Here is a 20,128-nt window from a genome sequence, read left to right on the forward strand (position 1 = left end):
TACCTTCTCGGTACGGCGGGTCATCGTCCGTCAGGAGGGCAAGGAAATTCTGACCGGCTCGGTCTCCTTCCAGGTAGAGGAAGAGGGCTTTGATCACCAGTTCGAAATGCCGTCGGCGCCTTCTGCGGATTCCCTGCCATCAGAAACCGAACTGAATCAGGAGTTGCTGCCCCAGGTCCCCGAGAAATACCACGCCTCGCTCACCCGGCACCGGCCCATCGAAATCCGCCCGGTGGATCCGGTGAATCCTCTGAAACCGGAAGTGAAACCACCCCATAAACAGAGCTGGTTCCGGGCCCAGGGAGATTTGCCGGACGACCAGATACTGCACCGCTGTCTGCTGGCCTACGCCTCGGATTTTGCCTTTCTGGGCACGTCCCTGAACCCCCATGGCGTGACCTTCATGACCCGCCGCATGCAGGTGGCCAGCCTTGATCATTCCATCTGGTTTCACCGCAACCTGCGTATGGACGACTGGCTGCTGTATGACAAGGACAGCCCCAGTGCCTATGGCGCCCGTGGATTCAATCGCGGCAATATCTACAACCGGGAGGGCGTGCTGGTAGCCTCAACGGCACAGGAAGCCCTGATCCGCTCACGCAAGTCGTAGTGCCGGATTGCCTGTGACGTGTGCTGATTAACCGGCTTGCAGCGTTTCCTGGCTGACCTGGTCAAGCCACTCCTCAACCCAGGGGAGTGCAAGGGATTCCGGTTCGGTAGTTTCCATTGCATCGATACAGAGGGTTTCCCCCACCTTGTGGGCGGCCACCTCGTAGAAGGCTTCTTCCATCAATGCGCCGGCGCCACAGAAGGTGTCTCCGTATGAGCTGTCGCCCAAAACAATGATGCCGAAGGGACGCCCCTGCTGCATGGGAAGCTGGTCACGAAGCTGAATGTAAAAGTTCAGAAGGTTTTCTGGTACCTCACCCTGTCCGGTTGTAGAGGTACAGACCAGCACGGGGCCTTCGGTGGTGGTGAGTGCGCTCAGATCGGGCGTCTCATGGACCACGAACTGATGCTTCCCGGAGCCGGACTGGTCACGAATTGCCTTCGCCGTCAGCAACGCCCCGCCATACACACTGCCAACCAACACCTGCACGACTGCCATAAAGCCCTCTTTCGTCAACAATAGAACCGACGTGCATGGTAGCGGCGTGGTTCGAAAGGCTCAACTACACTGATTGTTACGGATTTGTTTCATTTCAGGATTAAAAAAATTATAGTGCCGCCAAAGTTCCGCTGAATGAGAACCCGCTAATGGCCAAAACAACCGGATTTCTGGATCAGGTTCTTACCAGTCGCACCACGGAAAGGTACCGGATTGGTATTAGTCTGGTCTTCCTGCTGATCGTCTGGCTTTTTGTCGGTCAGATCAGCGCCGGCCTCCCAAATAATATGCTCCTGATGGCCGCAGCGGTCATCGCAGGCTACATGGCGATCAATATCGGTGCCAACGATGTGGCAAACAATGTGGGCCCAGCCGTTGGCTCGGGGGCTATCACCCTGTTTGGAGCGGTCGCACTGGCGGCGGTCTTTGAGGCTGCAGGTGCCATTATTGCCGGTGGTGAAGTGGTTTCAACGATCAAGGGAGGCATAATTGCGCCCGAGCGGGTCGGGGACGTCAACTCCTTTATCTGGCTGATGACCGCAGCCTTGCTGGCCGGTGCGCTCTGGCTGAATCTGGCGACCTGGATGGGCGCGCCAGTCTCCACCACTCACAGCATTGTCGGCGGGGTGTTGGGGGCCGGTGTCGCAGCTGGCGGCTGGGGCATCGCCGACTGGAACGTGATGAGCAAGATTGTTGCCAGCTGGGTTATTTCGCCGGTCTTGGGTGGCCTGATTGCAGCGCTGTTTCTCTATCTGATCAAACGAACCGTGCTGTACAAGTCCGACATTGTTCCGGCCGCGCGTACCTTTGTGCCCTGGCTGGTGGCAATTATGGCGTGGGCCTTTGGTACCTACCTGATGCTCAAGGGGATGTCCCAGCTGGTCAAGGTCGGCTTTATGGTGGCTTCTCTGATCGGGCTCGGAATCGCCGTTGTGGTGTTCGTGCTGATGCGGCTCTGGGTGGGACGTCGTGCCGCAACCATGGAAAACAGCACCGAGGGCGTTAACGCCCTGTTTGTATGGCCGTTGATCTTCGCGGCGGGACTGCTCAGTTTTGCCCACGGTGCCAACGATGTGGCTAACGCCATTGGCCCCCTGGCGGCTATCAACGATGCACTGGCAGCCGGTGAAATAGTTTCGTCGGCTGCGATTCCCCTCTGGGTCATGCTGGTTGGTGCCTTTGGCCTGGCCATTGGCCTGTTGCTGTTCGGCCCTCGCCTGATCAAGACGGTAGGTAGCGAGATCACCGAGCTCGACAAGACCCGTGCCTTCTGTATCGCCCTGTCAGCAGCGCTCACGGTGATTGTGGCGTCACAACTGGGGCTGCCGGTAAGCTCCACCCACATAGCTATCGGTGGTGTTTTCGGGGTGGGTTTTCTGCGAGAGTATCTGAAGCAAAGCTACGCCACCCAGATACACAAGATCATAGAGAATCATGACGCCTCCGAACAGGAACGGCTGCAGCCGTTCCTCGATGACTTCCGTAACGCCTCTGTGGAAGAAATGGAAGCGCTGCTGAAGGATGCCCGCAAGAACAAACAGGCCATTCCACTTTCAAAGAAAGAGCGCAAGCGTCTGAAAAAAATCTATCGGGAAGAGCTGGTCAAGCGTTCTCACCTGGTGCGTATTGCCGCAGCATGGATTATCACGGTGCCGGCGTCGGCCTGTCTGGCGGCGCTGTTGTATTTCACCATGCGGGGTCTGTTGCTGTGACATCAGGCTGGCGAAGGGCGGGTGCTATCCGTCATACTGGTCAAGACTTTACCTGTCAGTCAGTTCGGAGATTGTTGAATGAGTACATCATCTGAGGGCCGTCAGGCCAGAGCCATTGATGAGCTTCGGGTCTTTATCAGAAAAGTTCTGAGTGATCCGACGGTCGCCGTCAAATGTATGGAAATAGCCCGCAAGCACCGTGGCAAGCCGGATGCGGAAAAGCTGATGGCGGAAGAGATCAGTGCCACCACCATAGTCCGCATTCCCGAGAACTGGAGTGAAGCCGACAAGATGTTTCTGGAAATACTCGGCGACGTAATGGACGACGAAGAGGCGCTTTACTGAGGCGGGTCGGGGCAGGCTTCAGAATGACAGAGGGGCGCAATGCGCCCCTCTGTCATTCTATACAACTAGTGTCCCGTCTGGTTAATTCGTTGACCTACTGCGTGCCGCTGGGACCTCTGGCCAAGGCGCCAGTCCGCAGGTGTGGTGGTTCCACATCAAGGGCTGGCAACACCGGCCAGAGGTCCCAGCGGCGCGCCCTTCGGGAGCCATTGAGAGCCTTGATAGCCGCGTTGCGCTGACTCGATTTGGAGCCACCAAACCTTCGCCACCGCGCCTTGCTCTCAAGGCTCTCAATGGCTCAGTAGATCAACGAATTAATCAGACGGGACACTAGGCCTAGGCCCGTTTGGCTAACGGTGGTGGTGCCGTAACGGCGTCGGCATGTTGCTGCAGAATGGCCATTTCATCCCCCAGTGCAGCCTCCCGGGCCAGTTCTTTCTGTTCGGCCAGAATGTCCTGAAGGATTTCCCGGGTGGTCAGGGGATTGGCCAGCACCACGCGGAATACAATACAGGGGAAATTGCCGTAACGGGCCGGCTCAAGCCGGGTTCGTGACACAAACGCCTTGCCCCGCTCACGCTGCACCTTCTGGATAAACTTGGTGATCCGGTTCAGGGACATGTTGATGCGTTCGGCCTGCAGGGGATCGGCGGCTTTGAGGGCCAGCTGAACATGCTCAGGACAGTAACGGTAGGTCAGAATGTTCAGCTCCGGATCGGTCACCAGTTCAAAATCCGGATCTTCGTTAATCAGGGTGGCAAAGGTTTTCGCTTTTTCAATGCCCTGATTGATCAGAATTTCGTAACCTTCCCGGGCCAGAATTTTCAGGCCGGAATGAATCAGCATGGCCATGCCCGGTCGCGAGCCTTCCAGGGTATTGCTGCCCAGATCCCGGGAACCTTTCCGGATAATGTACTGGGCGTGGTGCTCGACAGCGCTGGCCATGGTCGGATCCCGGAACACCACCAGACCGACACCCATGGGCACATACAGCTGCTTGTGGGCATCAAAGGTGACCGAGTCGGCCTTTTCAATGCCCCGCATGAGATGGCCGTATTGCCGTGAGAACAAGGTGGGGCCGCCCCAGGCCGCGTCTACGTGGAAGTGGGCGCTGAACTCCCGGGCTACATCAGCCATGGCGTCCAGCGGGTCCACGTTGCCGGTCTCGGTGGTGCCGGCAATGCCGCAGATGGCCATGATTTTGACCTTCTGACGCTGTAGCTCGATGCATTTGTCCCGCAGGGCATCGATGTTGATGCGGTTATCGTCATCGGTATCCACAGCAATCAGGGAATCACGGCCCAGCCCCAGCACATCGGCGGCCTTGCGCAGCGAGTAGTGGCCCCGGCGCGAGACCAGAATGGCAGCACCTTCGTGGCCGTAATAACGCAGGGCCCGAAACAGACCCTCCTGGTGGACGCCGCGGAAACTGCCTTCGGCCGGAAAAGCGCGGTTACGGGCAACCCAGAGAGCGGTCAGGTTGGCAACCGTACCGCCGGAGCACATGGCCCCCAGGGCATGACGGGGGTCATGCATCCACTTGCGGTAGTAAGCCCCGTCCTGTTGGTACACCAGCCGGTGAATCATGCCCAGCACCTGACGCTCCATGGGGGTGAACGCCTTGGAGGTTTCGGTTTTGACCAGGTTCTGGTTCAGGGCAATCATGATCTTGGACAGCGGCAGCATGAAATAGGGCAGCGCCGAGGTCATGTGGCCTATAAAGCTGGGGGATGCGGTGTGAACCGAGTTGGCCACCAGCTTGTCCAGCAGGAACTGGGCCTGCTCGGACACAAAAATAGGCTTTTCGGGAATAGCAGAATCCGCAAAGTCTTTTTCAACTTCGCTCAGGTCCCGCTCAATGGCGACGATGTGCTCCTGCAGGAAGCCCGCAAGGTTGCCGGAGATGTTCTGGTCAATCCGGCTCAGTGTAGACTCTGGGGCCTCGGGTACCGTAAAAACACGATACATGGCCTCCACGGAAGCCTGGGCAGACTTTTTCTTACCGGTCATACGCGCTACACAATTTAGTGGCATTCTCCAGGGGGCTATTTCCCGCTCCCGGTGAATTCAGCGGAATTTTCCAGGAGCCAATCAGGTCTCCGGTCCGGGTCCGGTGTCTCTGTCTGCACGCGCCGTATGCGTTGTTGCTGCGCATCGGGTGACAAGGCAAGACGACCGGACGATCTATCGCGTCCGTGGTCAAGGCCGCGTAGTATACGGTCTCACATCGTGTCTTGCCAATCAGGGCTATAACAGCTCTCTTTGCACCTCCAGTATGGGGGCGTCTATTTTTTGTGCAATCGCTTTTTCGACCTGGTCCAGCCTGGCGGTGATCAGCTGGGTGCTGGTGCCCAGGGCGGCAATGCTCCAGACGGCGCTGTCCAGGGCTTCCATATCGCCAGTTTCGGCCACCGCCAGATCCGGTTCGCGTCCCCAGACCGTTTTGAGAGGCAGGAACACTTTCCGCTTTTCTTTCAGGTCCGCGACACCATAGAGCTGAAAATGCAGGGTGAGAACACCCAGGTGGGGCGTTATGACCGCCGTTTCAGACTCCCGGGCAGCAAGCAGCTTTCTCAGAGCATCAGACATGAGCGGTTTCCTCGGGTGCGGTGTGGGCGTTACTTTTCGTTGCCAGGGGCTGCGGGCTGGCCATGGAAGCGGTCAGCCCGCCAGAGATCAGCCAACTCTGGCGGTTGCCCGCTCGATGATGGCAGCGGCGTCAACCCCGGCAGGCAGGTTACCGATGTTATGGGCGCCCTGACTGGCGAGTCGGGAGCCACAGAATGCATCGGCAACGGCCGCACTGGAGTGGCGCAACAGCAGAGAGGCCTGCAGCGACAGTGCCAGCCGATCCACCAGGTTGCGGGCCCGGAACTGAACGTCACGGCTGTCGGTAAAGTCTTGTTTGAGCGCGTCAACAAACCGGTCAAAACGTCGGTCCGCGCCGCGAGCGAGTTCCACCTCGGTGAAGAAGGCGGACAGACTCTCTGGTGATTTCTCAAGCGCGCGCAGGGTGTCCAGGCACTGCACATTGCCTGACCCTTCCCAGATGGCGTTGACCGGGGACTCCCGGAACAGCCTGGGCATGATGCAGTCTTCCATCACCCCGCTGCCTCCGATGCACTCCATGGCTTCGTAGGCGTGGTTGGGCGATCGTTTACAGATCCAGTATTTACCCACGGGCGTGGCAAGACGCAACAGAAGCTGTTCCTGAGGATCGTCGGGAGTGTCCAGGGCTCTGGCTACGCGCAGGGTGCAGGTCATTGCCGCCTCGCTCTCGAGGGCCAGATCCGCCAGGACGTTCTGCATCAATGGCTGGTCACTCAGCCGTGCGCCAAATGCGCTGCGGTGACGACAGTGATGGAGAGCCTGCACGGCGGCCTGGCGCATACCGGCGGAACTGCCGATCATGCAATCGAAACGGGTCATGGCGACCATTTCAATGATGGTGGGTACACCCCGGCCTTCCTCGCCCACCATCCAGGCCAGCGCGCCCCGGAGTTCCGCTTCGCTGGAGGCGTTCGCCACATTGCCCATCTTGTTTTTCAGGCGCTGGATCTGCCAGGGATTCTTGCTGCCATCAGGGCACCAGCGGGGCATCAGAAAACAGGACAGTCCGCCGGGTGCCTGGGCCAGCACCAGAAACGCGTCGCACATGGGTGCGGAGACAAACCATTTGTGGCCCACCAGCTGGTAAGCCTGGCCCGGGCCTTCGGTGCTGACGGGAATGGCGCGCGTACTGTTGGCGCGGACATCACTACCGCCCTGCTTTTCAGTCATCGCCATGCCAATGGTGACCGAGGATTTTTCAGAATCCGGCAGGTTGCGGGGGTCGTAGTCCCGGGACAGTATTTTCGGCGCCCAGATCTTCGCCAGATCCGGCTGTTTCATGATGGAGGGCATGGCGGCAAAGGTCATGGTGACAGGGCAGCCGTGGGCGGCTTCAACCTGGGTGTGAAGGTAATACTTCGCCGCCCGACTGACGTGGGCACCCTTGCCGGGATTTTCCCAGGGGCTGCTGTGCAGACCGTGTTCGTGGGCGATGCGCATCAATTCATGGTAGGCCGGGTGAAACCGGACCTCGTCAATGCGATGCCCAAAGCGGTCGTGGGTGTTGAACGTCGGTTTGTTCTCGTTGGCAAGGAAGCCCAGCTCAATGGTGTCACGGCGGCCGGCAAGTTCACCGAAGGCGTTCAGCTCCGGGATGTGGTGGGCAGCACCTTCACGCTGGACCGCCTCCTGCAGGGCCTGATCTTCGGTGAACAGATTGTAGTTTTCCAGAGCGGGTGGCTGGTTGGTCACCTCGTGGGTGCTGGCCAGCCAGGGGTCCTGGCCGGTTTCCGGAGGGAGTAGCGCTGGATTTGTCGTGGTCATGGCGGATCTCTCTGATTTCTGATTATGGTTATTATTTTCAAAGGGTTATTGGCAAGCTGTCGACCAGTTACAAATTGTTACAAAAAAGTCTTTGGTCGCTAATGGCGTTGTCATCATTTCCCGATTATAAAGACGCCAAGGCACGACTGCACGGCTTTCCCTTCAGGCGGGGTCGCCGCCCGTCATGCCGATCAGGAAGCGGGTTTCGCGCTTCACCGAACATTGGGTTTCGCTGATGGAGACAAGGGCCATGAGTGAATTCGACGAAGGCAATCTGGAACAATCCGGGGGCTGGTCCAGCGACGCGGAGGACAATCACTCCGTAGCTGGCCGTGCCCGTATCCGTGCCCAGCTGGAAGCGGATATTGAAGCTTACCTGAGTCAGGGTGGCCGGATTCAGCAGGTAGACACCAGTTTTCGCATGGATGCCCCCCGTAAGGTTGACGTTGGTTTTAACAACCGCAGCCTCTGACCGACGGTGATTCACCGGCAGCCATCCGTGCTGCCGGACGTTGTTCTTTTGTGTTTGACCGTCCGGTCATCCCCCCTTCATATTCAAGCGTGTATCATAGGCGGCTATTCTATCCGCCTAACGGAGGCATTACCGTGTTCTCACCCCAGCATCGCAGCTTTCCAGCCACCCGGCTTCGCCGCAACAGGGCGGACGACTTTTCCCGGCGCCTGGTACGCGAAAACAGCCTAGGCGTGGACAACCTGATTTTCCCGGTGTTTGTGCTGGAGGGCGAGGGACAGCGGGAGGCAATACATTCCATGCCGGGCGTTGAGCGACTGAGCATCGATTTGCTGCTGGAGCAGGCGGCGGAAATGGTGGCACTGGGTATTCCTGCCATTGCCCTGTTTCCGGTGGTGCCTGCGTCCAGGAAAGATCTGCAGGGTTCCGGCGCCTGGGACCCGGAAGGTCTCGCTCAGCGTGCCACCCGGGCCCTCAAGAAGGCGTTTCCAGAGCTGGGGGTGATTACCGATGTGGCGCTTGATCCATTCACTACCCACGGCCAGGACGGCATTATTGACGAACAGGGCTACGTGCTGAACGACATCACCGTTGATGCACTGATCCGGCAGTCCCTGTCTCACGCTGAAGCGGGTGCGGATGTACTGGCACCTTCGGACATGATGGACGGCCGCATTGGTGCCATCCGGGAAGCGCTGGAGAAAGCGGGCCACATAAATACCCGGATCATGGCCTATTCTGCCAAGTTTGCGTCTTCCTATTATGGGCCATTCCGCGATGCGGTTGGTTCTGCGGCCAATCTGGGCAAAGGCAACAAGGCTACCTATCAGATGGATCCGGCCAATAGCGATGAGGCCCTGCATGAGGTCTCCATGGACCTGTCTGAAGGCGCAGATATGGTGATGGTGAAACCGGGCATGCCCTACCTGGATATCGTTTATCGGGTGAAGCATGAGCTGAAGGTGCCCACCTTCGTCTATCAGGTAAGCGGTGAGTATGCGATGCATATGGCGGCGGCACAGAACGGCTGGCTCGACGAAGAGGCGGGGATGATGGAGAGCCTGATGGCCATGCGCCGGGCGGGGGCGGATGGCATTCTGACCTATTTTGCCGTGCGCGCAGCCCGGCTGTTACGGGGAGATGGAGCATGACGGCAGAAACCGTACACAAGCTGGGGGAGGTGCCAGCGATACCGGAACCGGCGGAAGTTCCTGAAGTGGTGCTGGATCTGGCAGCCCGGGAGAACTATTTCAACCGCGAGCTGAGCCATCTTCAGTTCAACTACCGGGTGCTTCAGCAGGCACTGGATGAGCACCACCCGCTGTTGAACCGGCTGATGTTCTGCTGCATTTTCAGCAGCAACATGGACGAGTTCTTTGAGATCCGTGCAGCAGGTCTGCGTCAGCAGATCAAATACGGCCGCGAGATGGTCGGGCCGGACGGCATGATGCCTGATCAGGTGCTGGCGGAAATCAGTCAGGTGGCTCATGAGTACATCCGTGAGCAATACGACATCATTAATAACGTTCTGATTCCTGCCATGGAGCAGGAGAACATCCATTTTGTCCGGCGTCGCGACTGGACCCCGGCACAGACTGAGTGGGTGCGGCAGTATTTTGAGGATGAAATCCTGCCCGTGGTCAATCCCATTGGTCTGGACCCATCCCACCCGTTCCCGCGACTGGTAAACAAGAGCCTGAACTTTATTGTGGAACTGGATGGCAAGGATGCCTTTGGGCGCGAAACCGGTATGGCCATTGTGCCGGCGCCACGTTCGCTGCCCCGTCTGGTTCGGTTGCCGGACGACGTCTGCGAGGGTGGCGAGAATCTGGTGTTCCTGTCGTCGATGATTCATGCCCATGCCGATGAGCTGTTTCCGGGGATGGAAATCAAGGGTTGTTACCAGTTCCGTCTGACCCGCAACGCGGACCTTGAGCTGGAAGACGACCTTGAGGATCTTGCCTCAGCCCTGCGCGGCGAGTTGCTCAGTCGCCGCTTCGGTGACGGTGTGCGGCTGGAAGTGGCGGACAACTGTCCTGAAGAGCTGATCAATTTTCTGCTGCATCAGTTCGGCCTGACCGAACGGGACCTCTACAAGGTCCACGGTCCGGTCAACCTGACCCGCCTGATGGCGGTCAGCGGGCTGGTTAACCGGCCTGATCTGATTTACCCGGGATTTTCGCCGGCAGTACCCAAGCAGATCCGCAACAAGGAAGTTATTTTTGATGCCATTCGCCAGCAGCCGGTTCTGCTGTTGCACCCCTATGAAAGCTTTACGCCGGTTATCGATTTCCTGCGTCAGTCCGCGAAAGATCCGCAGGTGCTGGCCATCCGTCAGACCCTTTACCGGACCGGTGCCGACTCGGAGATCGTCGAGGCGCTGATGGATGCTGCCCGTCGGGGTAAAGAAGTTACGGCGGTCATTGAATTGCGGGCCCGGTTTGACGAAGCCGAGAACCTGGAACTGGCCAGCCGTCTGCAGGAGTCCGGCGTGGTGGTGGTTTATGGTGTGGTGGGGTACAAGACCCATGCCAAAATGATCCTGATTGTGCGCCGGGAGGAAGGTCGTCTGCGTCGTTATGTGCACCTTGGCACGGGTAACTACCACGCGGGCAACGCCAGGCTCTACACCGACTACAGCTTCCTGTCGGCCGACGATGCCCTGGGTGATGATGTCAACAAGCTGTTTCAGCAGCTGACCGGTATGGGCAAGGCACTGAAGATCAAAAAGCTGTTCCACGCTCCGTTCACGCTCCATAAAAAGATCATCGAGCTGATCGAGCGTGAAGCGGCCCATGGTGAGCAGGGTCATATCATCTTCAAGTTCAATGCACTCACCGATCCGGACGTGATGCTGGCGCTGTATCGGGCCTCCCAGGCCGGTGTTCAGGTTGATCTGATCGTGCGGGGTATCTGCTGCCTGCGTCCCGGCGTTCCGGGGCTGTCCGAGAACATCCGGGTGCTGTCGGTCATCGGTCGATTTCTTGAGCACAGCCGGGTTTACTATTTCGGCAACAACGGCAAGCCGGAAGTCTACTGTTCCAGCGCTGATGGCATGGTTCGCAACCTGGTAAACCGCGTTGAGGTGGCCTTTCCGGTGGAAGACAAGGAGCTGCTGGCGCGTCTTAGGGATGATCTGGACGCCTGCCTGAGAGACAACTGCCAGAGCTGGGAGTTGCAGCCGGATGGTCGTTACCTGCAGAATCAGCCGGCGCCCGAAGAGGAGCGCTTCTCGGCCCAGCAGGTGCTTCTGGAGCGTCTCACGGGCAAATAGACCCAGTGCCGCCGGCTCAGTGGATACGCATCGATCCGGAGCCGGGGCTCCGGCAGGGAGTTGTTGACGAATGAAAAAACGATGGATGTGGGCTGGTGGCCTGGTTCTGGCGCTCGGTATCAGTGCGCCCTGGGTCTCCGGCAAGCTGACGGAGCAGCAATGGCAACAGGCGGTTGCAGAACTGAATGAAGCCCAGCCAATGTTCTCACTGGATACCATGGAATATACCCGTGGCTATCTGGGGTCGCGACTGGAAGGTCATATTGAATTCGAGAACCCGAAAACCGGCGAGCGCGAGGTACTTGGTTACCGCGGTGATGTCTCCCACGGACTGGTTGGCAGCCGGATCGTATTCGTAACCGAGGTGCCGGAAGGTGAAGTCTGGCCGTTGCTGTTTCCGCAGCGTCAGCCGGAACTGACCCTGACCACGCGACTCTGGGGCACTGCCCGGGCAGATATGTCGATGCCGGCAATCAGTCTGGATGACGAAATGACCGGTGAAACCCTCACTGTGTCAGAAGGCTATGGCTGGGTGAACTTTTCCAGTGGTGGCAGCGAGCTGGAAGCCAACATGATCTGGCCCGGAGCAGTGCTGAGAGGGCCGGAGTACCGGCTGAGCATGGAGAATCTCCACTTTGAGCAGTCAATGGAGCGACTTCGCGGAGACGTGTGGATCGGTAGCGGCGAAGCGGTTCTGGCCAGTGCCAGTCTGGCCCGGGCGGATGCTCCGGAAGTGGTGCTGGAAGATCTGCGCTGGCTGACGGAAAGCCTGGCGGTTGACGACGATCAGCGCTTTACCACCCGCAGCATTCTGAGCCTGGCGCGGATCTCCCTTGATTCCGACAGCTTTGGTCCCCACCAGCTAGAGTTTGCCCTGAGCGATGTCAGTGTCGATGGCTGGAATCTTCTTGTGGACGCATTCCATGAGATGCAGGCAGCGTCTGAACCCGTAAATGGCGATGCTTCCGGCAGGTTCGAGCGCCAGCTCGCCGCCACCATGAACATTGCTGAAGCGGCTCGTGCTCTGGCCGGTGCCGGCTTTTCTGTGGGCTTTCCCGAGCTGAGCCTGGATTCTCCTGATGGCCCGGTAACCGGAACCGCCATCCTGTCCCATCCTGAACTTGGTGATGCGGAACTGGAGGGCATGGCAATCGTCATGGAACGTCTGTCAGGTCAGTTGCAGTTGCGTATTCCGGTCGCGCTGACCGAGCGTTATCCGACTCTGGCAGAGGAGTTGGCACCACTGCTCGCGCAGGGAGTGCTGGTGCGAAGCGGTGACGATTTGGTGCTGGAGGCGACCTTGAAGGATCTCCAGATCAATCTCAATGGTCAGGTGATTCCACTGCCGCCAATGATCTGACGTCAGGGCTAGAAACAGAAAAGCCGGGACGCTATCCCGGCTTTTCTGTTTCAGCGCAAAGGCGATGACCGCCCCGGATCCGACGATTAGTGACCGGTAAGGCGATGATATCTGGTCATCAGCCCATCCCGGGTTTCCGGACGTTCCGGGTCCAGAGGAATGCAGTCGACCGGGCATACCTGCTGACATTGGGGCTCATCATAATGGCCCACGCACTCGGTGCACTTGTCGGGGTCGATGACATAGATTTCTTCGCCGGCACTGATCGCATCGTTGGGACATTCCGGCTCACAGACGTCGCAGTTGATGCACTCGTCAGTAATCATCAGGGCCATAGTGGGTTTGCCTCAGCCATTATTTCCTGAACTTGTTTTTCAGGGCCTCGCATACGATCGGATCAACAAACTCGGAGATGTCACCGTCCAGTGAGGCAATCTCCCGGATCAGCGACGAAGAAATGTAGGACAAGTGGTTGGAGGGAGTGAGGAAGACGCTCTCCACTTCCGGCGCCAGGTGTCGATTCATGTCCGCCAGCTGAAACTCATACTCGAAATCCGAGACCGCCCGCAGGCCCCGCAACAGCACAGTGGCGTTCTGTTCTTTGACAAAATGGGCCAGCAGGGTGTTGAAGCCGGTTACCCGGACATTGTCCAGATGGCTGGTAGCCCGCTCGGCCAGATCGATCCGTTCTTCCAGTGTAAACAGCGGATTTTTCTTGGAGCTGACGGCAACGGCAATAACCACTTCATCAAACAGTTTGCCGGCTCGCTCGACCAGGTCAGTGTGGCCATTGGTAATAGGATCAAATGTTCCGGGATAAATAACCGTGGTCATGCAAAGGCTCCTTCAGGTCTGTGATGCCACAGGATACCAGTATCTGTACCAAATCTGACCCCCTGTATTCACAGAGGGCGGAGCAGAGGTGGTTGAAGGCCGGGTAACAGGGTGCGACTGAGCGCGACCTGGCGCGGATTCAGTCGCGGTCAGCGGATAAAGAAGCGGTACACCAGCTTGTGCAGGACGGTGCCGTGTGGTGGATAGACCAGCCTTCCGCTGTTCAGGCGCTGCTTGCTGAAAATCGCGCGGGCGTGGGAAAAGGTCAGGAAACCCTCCCGGCCATGGTAATGGCCCATGCCGGAATCGCCGATGCCCCCGAAGGGCAGGTCGTCCTGGGCCACATGCATCAGGGAATCGTTGATACACATGCCGCCGGAATGTGTTGCTCTCACCACTCTTTTTTGTTCACTGCGGTCGTAACCGAAGTAGTAGAACGCGAGAGGGCGCGGACGCTGATTGATAAAATCCAGGGCATCGTCGGTACTGCTGACGGCAACAACCGGGAGTATGGGCCCGAAAATCTCATCCTGCATGACCTTCATGGCGCTGGTGGGATTCAGCACCAGGGTGATGGGCATCTTGCGGCAGCCGGCTTCGAGGGTTTCTTCCGCCGGATTGATTTCCACCAGGGTGGCGCCTTTGCTGCGGGCATCCTCCAGATAGCCCTGCAAGCGCTGATACTGGCGGTCGTTGATAATGGCGGTGTAGTCGCTGTTATCTCTCAATTCCGGGTACATGGCGGCGAAGGCATCCCGGAAGTGATCAACAAAGGCCGGCACACGATCCGCCGGACACAATACATAATCTGGTGCCACACAGGTCTGGCCCGCGTTGAAGGCCTTGCCAAAGGCAATTCGCCGGGCGGCATCCTTCATGGGAATGTCGGCGGAGATCAGCGCCGGAGATTTGCCGCCCAGCTCGAGGGTTACCGGCGTCAGATTGTCGGATGCAGCCTTCATGACCAGTCTGCCAACCGTGGTTGAGCCGGTGAACAGCAGGTGATCGAAGGGCCGCCCCGAAAAGTCGGCGGCAACATCCGCCTCGCCATTGATGATGGCGACCAGATCCCGGGGGAATACCGATTCGATGATCGATGCAAAGAGAGCCGAGGTGTGAGGCGTGAACTCCGACATTTTAACCATTGCCCGGTTGCCTGCGGCAAGCGCAGCGACCAGGGGACCCACCGCCAGATACAGGGGGTAGTTCCAGGGCACAATGATGCCCACCACGCCCTTGGGCTGGTAATGGACCTTGTTGCTGGCGGGCTGGAACAATACCGAGACATGGCGCCGGGCGGGCTTCATCCAGCCTGACAGATGTCTGAGCGTGTAGTTGATGCCCTGAATCGATGGCATGATTTCGGCGATCAGGGTTTCATCCCGGGAACGGCCGTTGAAATCCCGGTCAATGGCTTCGCATATGTCTTCCTGATGGGTGATCAACGCCCGCTTGAGGCGCTTCAGGTTTTCAAGTCGCTCCGTCAGTGACGGTAACGCGTTGTTGCGAAACCCCTGGCGCTGCTCCTCCAGAATTCGTCCGGTCAACTGAATCTGTTTTTTGCTTTCGGTCAGTGAAACAACGGTTGCACTCATGGCTCTGGTCCTCTGTGTCACCGGTCAGGATACGATGGCAGGCGTGATCGGGATGACGGCAGGTGGCATTGTTAAACGTTGGGGTTCATTATTAGAGCTAATACTCTATTCCGTCAACTTACCGTATTTCCGGATGCGGCCTGACGTTCGTCAGATATTTTTCAGGAATCTGTGACAGCATGAGTACTCAGCCATCATGAAAACCCGGGACCGCATTCTTCAGGCCAGCCTGTTGTTGTTCAACGAGCGCGGTGAGCGCAACGTCACCACCAACCATCTCTCGGCACATCTCGGGATATCTCCGGGCAACCTTTACTACCATTTCAAGAACAAGTCAGAAATTGTTTACGAATTATTCAGGGAGTATGAAGCGTTGGTGGATGGCTATCTCGCGATTCCGGAAGAACAGCCACTGACCCTGAACGAGCTGATGTTCTATCTGGAATCGGTTATCAGTGGCCTGTGGGCTTACCGTTTTCTGCACCGGGATCTCGAGTTCCTGCTGGAGAGTGATCCCAGGCTGCGCACGGAATACCGGGCCTTCACCGAACGCTGTCTGGAGGCGATTGCCCGCATACTGGACGGTCTGGCGGCAGGTGGTGTCATGCAGCGGCAGGATCCGGCACTGCGGGATGCGCTGGCGCTGAACGCCTGGCTGGTCATCACCAACTGGATGGCATACCTGAAAACGAAGGGGTTCGACGGTAAGCTGGAGCCTCTGCAGGAGCGACTGCAGCAGGTGGTGTATCAGGTATTGACCTTGCAGATACCTTATCTGATGCCGGCTTACCGGGCCGATGTTGAAGCCATCCGGCAGCGGTTTATGCCGGACTGAGGGGGCGGCCATGGGTGCGGGTGTAAATAATAAATCTGTTTCGGGAACTTGTGTGGTTAAAAATTGATCAAAGTTGGTGCGGGCATCGAGCGTTGATCGGACGGCGCCGGTGCCGGCAGAGACTCAGGTCTCAGTACGTCGCAAACCCTGACGATTCCCGACCGGTTCTTGCCGGCCGGGTTTTTTTGCGTTCAGTCGTTGTCGTTTTCGAGCTCTGATTCCGGATCCGTTGTTTCGGTATCGAGCCAGTCAGTCAGGGCCTGTCTGCATTCGTCCAGCCCGGTTTTGCTGGTGGACGAGAACATGATCAGGTGCTTCAGCCACTGCTGGTTTTCGAGCTCGCGGGCAATGCCCATCATGGCCTGTTTGGCCTGGCCGAATTTCAGCTTGTCTGCCTTGGTGGCAAGAATCATCAGCGGCAACTGGTTATGTTCACACCAATCCACCATCATACGGTCAAAGTCCGTAAGCGGGTGGCGAATGTCCATCACCAGCACCAGGCCTTGCAGGCTTTTGCGTTCCAGCAGATAGTGGCTGAGGTGTTTCTGCCAGTCATCCTTCATGTCTCTGGACACTTTGGCGTAGCCGTAACCGGGCAGATCCACCAGTCGGCGTTGTTCGCGATTGAGGGAAAAAAAGTTGATCAACCGGGTCCGGCCGGGGGTTTTACTGGTTCTGGCCAGTTTGCCGTTGTTGGTTATTGTGTTGATTGCGCTGGATTTTCCTGCATTGGAGCGGCCGGCGAAAGCCACTTCAGAACCTGAATCCGGTGGACAATCCTGGAGCTTCGCAGCACTGACAAGAAAGCGGGCGCTGTTGAAAGAAATAGGTTTTAGATCTGCTGCCGTCACGAAAAGGGCGTCCTGGATTTCAGTTGTGGGTGATTAATGTATAATGCTACACCAATTTGCGGACAGTGCGCAGGGTGATGACGCTGGAAAGCCGGGTTTGGGGCTGTGACATCAGCGTTTGCGGGCTGCAGACAGAATAACGACTTCTAATGAGAGATAGCGGAGCGAGCATGAAAAAACTGATCGCAGGTGTGGTTCTCGGCCTGGGCCTTTCTGTAGCGGCTCACGGAGCGGGAGATCCTGAAGCAGGTGAAGCGAATGCAGCCGTTTGTGCGAGCTGTCATGGTGCCGGTGGTGCCGCGCCGATTATGGGTGTCTACCCGAAGTTGTCCGGCATTGGCGAGACTTACCTCTATCGCCAGTTAATGGCTATTCGTGACGGTGATCGCCCGATTCCGGAAATGACCGGTCTGCTGGACAACATGTCGGATGACGACCTGCTTGATCTCGCAGCCTATTACGACCAGCAGTCCATGCCCATCGGGCAGGCTGATCCCGATCTGGTGGATCAGGGTCAGGCACTGTACCGCGGTGGCAATCTGGCCTCAGGCATTGCGGCTTGCGCGGCCTGTCACAGCCCCCAGGGTAAGGGTAACGAGCCGGCTGGTTATCCCCGCCTGAGCGGCCAGAGCGCTGACTATGTTGCCAAATCTCTGCAAGACTACCGCAAGGGCGATCGTGCTGGCGGTGTCAATGCGCAGATCATGATTGATATTGCCTCCCGCCTGAGTGATGCGGAGATCGAGGCGGTTTCCAGTTATATTTCCGGTTTGCACTGATCAGGATATAACAGTGGCTCAGGTCATTTCCTGAGCCCGTAAAGCCCGCCAATTGTGCGGGCTTTTTTGTTTTTGCTTTTCTGTCGGGTCTGTAATCCGGGATGACTGGAAGCGCAGGTGGTGGCTGGGACATAATCCGGCAAGGTCGTGAACCTGTGGAGATGTCGCAGGTCAGAGTAGGGAATTCGCAGCAGCCCCGAAGGCTGTTTCAGAAAGAACATAATAACGAGGTGTGCAATGGCATTTTTCAGATATCTGGTGCTGGCGTTGGTGGCCCTTTCTTTTCAGGCTCACGCGCAGTGGCAAGAAGGTACCCATTATGAACGTCTGGGCTCCAATGTTTCAGTAGCGCCGTCGGAGGAGGGTATCGAGGTAGTTGAGGTGTTCTGGTATGGCTGCCCCCACTGTTACTCCCTCAAGCCGGTGATTGAAGCCTGGGAGCAGGATATGGCAGACGATGTCAATTTCATTCTGCTGCCGGCGGCTCTGGGCCGTACCTGGGAGCCTCACGCTTACGCCTTTTACGCCAGTGAAGCACTTGGCGCGTTCGATCAGACCCATGACGCCCTGTTTGACGCCCTCGCCCGTGACCGGCGTCAGCTGGACACACCTGAAAAGCTGGCGGAATTCCTGTCCGGCCATGGAGTTGATGAAGAGGCCTTCCTGAAAGAGTACAAGGGTTTCGGCGTAAAGGCCCGGGTCCAGCGCGCCCAGTCAGTCATCCGTGGCGCCCGTCTGACCGGCGTGCCGGCCATGCTGGTGGCTGGCAAGTACAAGACCAATGCCACGCTGGCGGGTGGTCATGAGGCGATGATGGACGTCGTTGACTACCTTGTAGAGAAAGAGCGCAGCGAGCGCGCCCAGCAGTGATTTTTGTGTTGCCGGGCTGGAAGCTGGTAAGACTCAGCATCGGAGCCGGACATGTACAGAACAATTCGCAAGCGTTTTAGTGGTTTCCCGGGACGTGCTGCCGAGTCCGGCGGCACGTCGTCGGGCCTGGATGATGTGCCCGATTTCGAGCCACACCGGCACATCCGCCTGCTGACCTTCAATATCCAGGTCGGTATCAACACCGCGTCCTATCATCATTACCTCACCCGCAGCTGGCAGCACCTGCTGCCGCATCGTGGTCGTATCGAGAATCTTGACCGTATCGCCACATTGCTGCGCAACTACGACGTTGTGGCGCTGCAGGAGTGTGACGGCGGCAGTCTTCGCAGTGGCTATATCAATCAGGTCCAGTACCTGGCGGAGGCCAGTGGTATTCCTTACTGGCACCAGCAGCTGAACCGTAATCTGGGGCACATGGCACAGCACAGCAACGGGTTGTTGAGCCGGTTCCGGCCTCTGGAGGTGTCGGAGCACCGCCTGCCAGCTCTGATTCCCGGGCGAGGCGCCATTGTTGCCAAGTACGGACTGGAGGAAGATCCTCTGGTGCTGGTGATGATGCATCTGTCCCTGAGTAAGGCGGCCCAGCAGAAACAGCTCGCCTACATTCATGAGCTGGTCTCGAAGTATCGTCATGTGGTGTTGATGGGCGATCTCAACAATCATGCGGAGGAACTGCTCAGGCATTCACCGCTGCGGGATTCCAACCTGGTGCCTCTGCCGGCTACCGCTCACAGTTTTCCAAGCTGGCGGCCTGAACGTGCGCTGGACCATATTCTGGTGAGTCCCACTCTTGAAATCCGCCGGGCCGAAGTCGTGAGTTACCCGATGTCGGATCATCTGCCTATCGCCCTGGATATCGCGCTGCCAAAAGGCTACGTGAAAGCCTTCTGAGACAGATTCAATGAATGGGTCCCGGGGTGGCCTTGGCTCTGCTTCGCTGCTGCCCCGGGCCGATGCTCCGCAGGAAATGCGGGCATAAAAAAACCCGGCACAGGGCCGGGTTTTTCAGCAACCAGAATCTTATTTGATCTTGGCTTCTTTATACGCAACGTGCTTGCGGACAACCGGATCGTATTTTTTGATCTCGATTTTTTCCGGCGTGTTACGCTTGTTCTTCAGGGTCGTGTAGAAATGACCAGTACCTGCTGATGAAACCAGCTTGATTTTTTCGCGCATGATAAGGCTCCTTAAAATTTCTCGCCGCGGGCGCGAAGATCGGCCAGCACAACGTCAATGCCTTTTTTGTCGATGATGCGCATACCCTTGGTGGATACGCGCAGCTTCACGAAGCGCTTCTCGGTTTCAACCCAGAAACGGTGATTCTGCAGGTTCGGCAGAAAACGACGTCTGGTGTGGTTCATAGCGTGAGAAACGTTGTTACCGGTCATCGGTCTCTTACCGGTGACCTGACAGACTCTGGACATACTTGCCTCCGACCTGAGCTTGGTCTTGATACGAATTCGTGTAATCGGGTCTCTGGTTGCTGTTCGTGCGTACCATGCCGCTTTCGCGGTATTTGCAGTAACACGCAGGTGTCCGCAGCCGCACGCTGCTCGCCAGACGCCGCCAGAATTTAGGGACGCTTTTATACCAGAACGGCCGGCCCAACGCAAAAAATTGTTGGGAATTTGGTCAATTTCTACATCAGCCCACGTTCTGCCAATGAGATAACCTCACCGTGACCCACCACCATATGAT

General features: G+C 57.7%; 21 protein-coding genes. 11 read left to right on the forward strand and 10 right to left on the reverse strand.

The genetic code is table 11. The features are described from left to right. On the forward strand, positions 1-610 hold a 610-nt coding region (locus tag AAC035_RS05815; protein WP_339801154.1), incomplete at its 5' end, for an acyl-CoA thioesterase II. A gap of 27 nt (positions 611-637) precedes the next feature. Here AAC035_RS05815 and AAC035_RS05820 read toward each other — a convergent pair. Further along, the gene (locus tag AAC035_RS05820) at positions 638-1,108 is read right to left on the reverse strand and encodes a flavodoxin domain-containing protein (RefSeq protein ID WP_339801157.1); all 471 of its coding nucleotides are present in this window, start codon (positions 1,106-1,108) and stop codon (positions 638-640) included. A gap of 149 nt (positions 1,109-1,257) precedes the next feature. Here AAC035_RS05820 and AAC035_RS05825 point away from each other — a divergent pair, with 149 nt between their 5' ends. Together AAC035_RS05825 and AAC035_RS05830 are read left to right on the forward strand one after the other, a co-directional pair. Next, positions 1,258-2,820, forward strand: coding sequence for an inorganic phosphate transporter (locus tag AAC035_RS05825; protein ID WP_339801159.1), 1,563 nt, complete (start codon positions 1,258-1,260; stop codon positions 2,818-2,820). Between the two features lie 78 nt (positions 2,821-2,898). After that, the gene (locus tag AAC035_RS05830; protein ID WP_339801162.1) at positions 2,899-3,165 is read left to right on the forward strand and encodes a hypothetical protein; all 267 of its coding nucleotides are present in this window, start codon (positions 2,899-2,901) and stop codon (positions 3,163-3,165) included. Positions 3,166-3,501: 336 nt separating this feature from the next. Here the strand turns inward: AAC035_RS05830 and panP are convergent, their stop codons facing one another. The 3 genes from panP to AAC035_RS05845 all read right to left on the reverse strand — a co-directional run bounded on the left by panP (position 3,502) and on the right by AAC035_RS05845 (position 7,539). After that, on the reverse strand, positions 3,502-5,175 hold the full coding sequence (gene panP / locus AAC035_RS05835; RefSeq protein ID WP_339801165.1) for a pyridoxal-dependent aspartate 1-decarboxylase PanP: 1,674 nt from the start codon (positions 5,173-5,175) through the stop codon (positions 3,502-3,504). 237 nt (positions 5,176-5,412) lie between these two features. Then, the gene (locus AAC035_RS05840) at positions 5,413-5,754 is read right to left on the reverse strand and encodes a DUF503 domain-containing protein (RefSeq protein ID WP_339801167.1); all 342 of its coding nucleotides are present in this window, start codon (positions 5,752-5,754) and stop codon (positions 5,413-5,415) included. A gap of 87 nt (positions 5,755-5,841) precedes the next feature. After that, the gene (locus AAC035_RS05845; protein ID WP_339801169.1) at positions 5,842-7,539 is read right to left on the reverse strand and encodes an isovaleryl-CoA dehydrogenase; all 1,698 of its coding nucleotides are present in this window, start codon (positions 7,537-7,539) and stop codon (positions 5,842-5,844) included. A 250-nt stretch (positions 7,540-7,789) separates the two neighbouring features. Here AAC035_RS05845 and AAC035_RS05850 point away from each other — a divergent pair, with 250 nt between their 5' ends. From AAC035_RS05850 to AAC035_RS05865, 4 genes are all read left to right on the forward strand, one after another. Further along, complete coding sequence (locus AAC035_RS05850) at positions 7,790-8,011, forward strand: hypothetical protein (RefSeq protein ID WP_339801171.1); 222 nt, start codon at positions 7,790-7,792, stop codon at positions 8,009-8,011. 134 nt (positions 8,012-8,145) lie between these two features. Beyond that, positions 8,146-9,162 (forward strand): porphobilinogen synthase, encoded by a 1,017-nt coding sequence (gene hemB, locus AAC035_RS05855; protein ID WP_339801174.1) that lies wholly within the window; start codon positions 8,146-8,148, stop codon positions 9,160-9,162. Continuing rightward, positions 9,159-11,285: a polyphosphate kinase 1 gene (gene ppk1, locus AAC035_RS05860; RefSeq protein ID WP_339801176.1), complete on the forward strand. Its 2,127-nt coding sequence runs from the start codon at positions 9,159-9,161 to the stop codon at positions 11,283-11,285. The genes hemB and ppk1 overlap by 4 nt, the downstream gene beginning before the upstream one ends. A 70-nt stretch (positions 11,286-11,355) precedes the next feature. Beyond that, complete coding sequence (locus AAC035_RS05865; RefSeq protein WP_339801179.1) at positions 11,356-12,645, forward strand: DUF945 family protein; 1,290 nt, start codon at positions 11,356-11,358, stop codon at positions 12,643-12,645. Positions 12,646-12,731: 86 nt separating this feature from the next. Here the strand turns inward: AAC035_RS05865 and AAC035_RS05870 are convergent, their stop codons facing one another. The 3 genes from AAC035_RS05870 to AAC035_RS05880 form a co-directional block, all read right to left on the reverse strand. After that, entirely contained in the window at positions 12,732-12,980 is a 249-nt protein-coding gene (locus AAC035_RS05870; protein WP_339801182.1) for a YfhL family 4Fe-4S dicluster ferredoxin, read from the reverse strand. Positions 12,981-12,999: 19 nt separating this feature from the next. Further along, positions 13,000-13,479, reverse strand: coding sequence for a pantetheine-phosphate adenylyltransferase (gene coaD, locus AAC035_RS05875; RefSeq protein WP_339801185.1), 480 nt, complete (start codon positions 13,477-13,479; stop codon positions 13,000-13,002). A 149-nt stretch (positions 13,480-13,628) separates the two neighbouring features. Further along, positions 13,629-15,074, reverse strand: coding sequence for a coniferyl aldehyde dehydrogenase (locus AAC035_RS05880; RefSeq protein ID WP_339801188.1), 1,446 nt, complete (start codon positions 15,072-15,074; stop codon positions 13,629-13,631). A gap of 196 nt (positions 15,075-15,270) precedes the next feature. Between AAC035_RS05880 and AAC035_RS05885 the strand changes: the two genes are divergently transcribed. Next, positions 15,271-15,909, forward strand: coding sequence for a TetR/AcrR family transcriptional regulator (locus AAC035_RS05885; protein WP_339801191.1), 639 nt, complete (start codon positions 15,271-15,273; stop codon positions 15,907-15,909). A 191-nt stretch (positions 15,910-16,100) separates the two neighbouring features. Here AAC035_RS05885 and yihA read toward each other — a convergent pair whose 3' ends face one another. After that, the gene (gene yihA / locus AAC035_RS05890) at positions 16,101-16,760 is read right to left on the reverse strand and encodes a ribosome biogenesis GTP-binding protein YihA/YsxC (protein ID WP_339801194.1); all 660 of its coding nucleotides are present in this window, start codon (positions 16,758-16,760) and stop codon (positions 16,101-16,103) included. 170 nt (positions 16,761-16,930) lie between these two features. Between yihA and AAC035_RS05895 the strand changes: the two genes are divergently transcribed. From AAC035_RS05895 to AAC035_RS05905, 3 genes are all read left to right on the forward strand, one after another. Beyond that, complete coding sequence (locus AAC035_RS05895; protein ID WP_339801196.1) at positions 16,931-17,539, forward strand: c-type cytochrome; 609 nt, start codon at positions 16,931-16,933, stop codon at positions 17,537-17,539. Positions 17,540-17,776: 237 nt separating this feature from the next. Next, on the forward strand, positions 17,777-18,409 hold the full coding sequence (locus AAC035_RS05900) for a thiol:disulfide interchange protein DsbA/DsbL (protein WP_339801198.1): 633 nt from the start codon (positions 17,777-17,779) through the stop codon (positions 18,407-18,409). Between the two features lie 51 nt (positions 18,410-18,460). Then, positions 18,461-19,321, forward strand: coding sequence for an endonuclease/exonuclease/phosphatase family protein (locus AAC035_RS05905; protein ID WP_339801201.1), 861 nt, complete (start codon positions 18,461-18,463; stop codon positions 19,319-19,321). A 129-nt stretch (positions 19,322-19,450) separates the two neighbouring features. Here AAC035_RS05905 and rpmG read toward each other — a convergent pair whose 3' ends face one another. Together rpmG and rpmB are read right to left on the reverse strand one after the other, a co-directional pair. Further along, positions 19,451-19,606 (reverse strand): 50S ribosomal protein L33, encoded by a 156-nt coding sequence (gene rpmG / locus AAC035_RS05910; protein WP_100638001.1) that lies wholly within the window; start codon positions 19,604-19,606, stop codon positions 19,451-19,453. 11 nt (positions 19,607-19,617) lie between these two features. Next, positions 19,618-19,854: a 50S ribosomal protein L28 gene (rpmB, locus tag AAC035_RS05915; RefSeq protein WP_339801207.1), complete on the reverse strand. Its 237-nt coding sequence runs from the start codon at positions 19,852-19,854 to the stop codon at positions 19,618-19,620. Between the last annotated feature and the right edge of the window lie 274 nt (positions 19,855-20,128).

The sequence above is a fragment of the uncultured Marinobacter sp. genome (assembly GCF_963974375.1).
Classification (GTDB): domain Bacteria; phylum Pseudomonadota; class Gammaproteobacteria; order Pseudomonadales; family Oleiphilaceae; genus Marinobacter.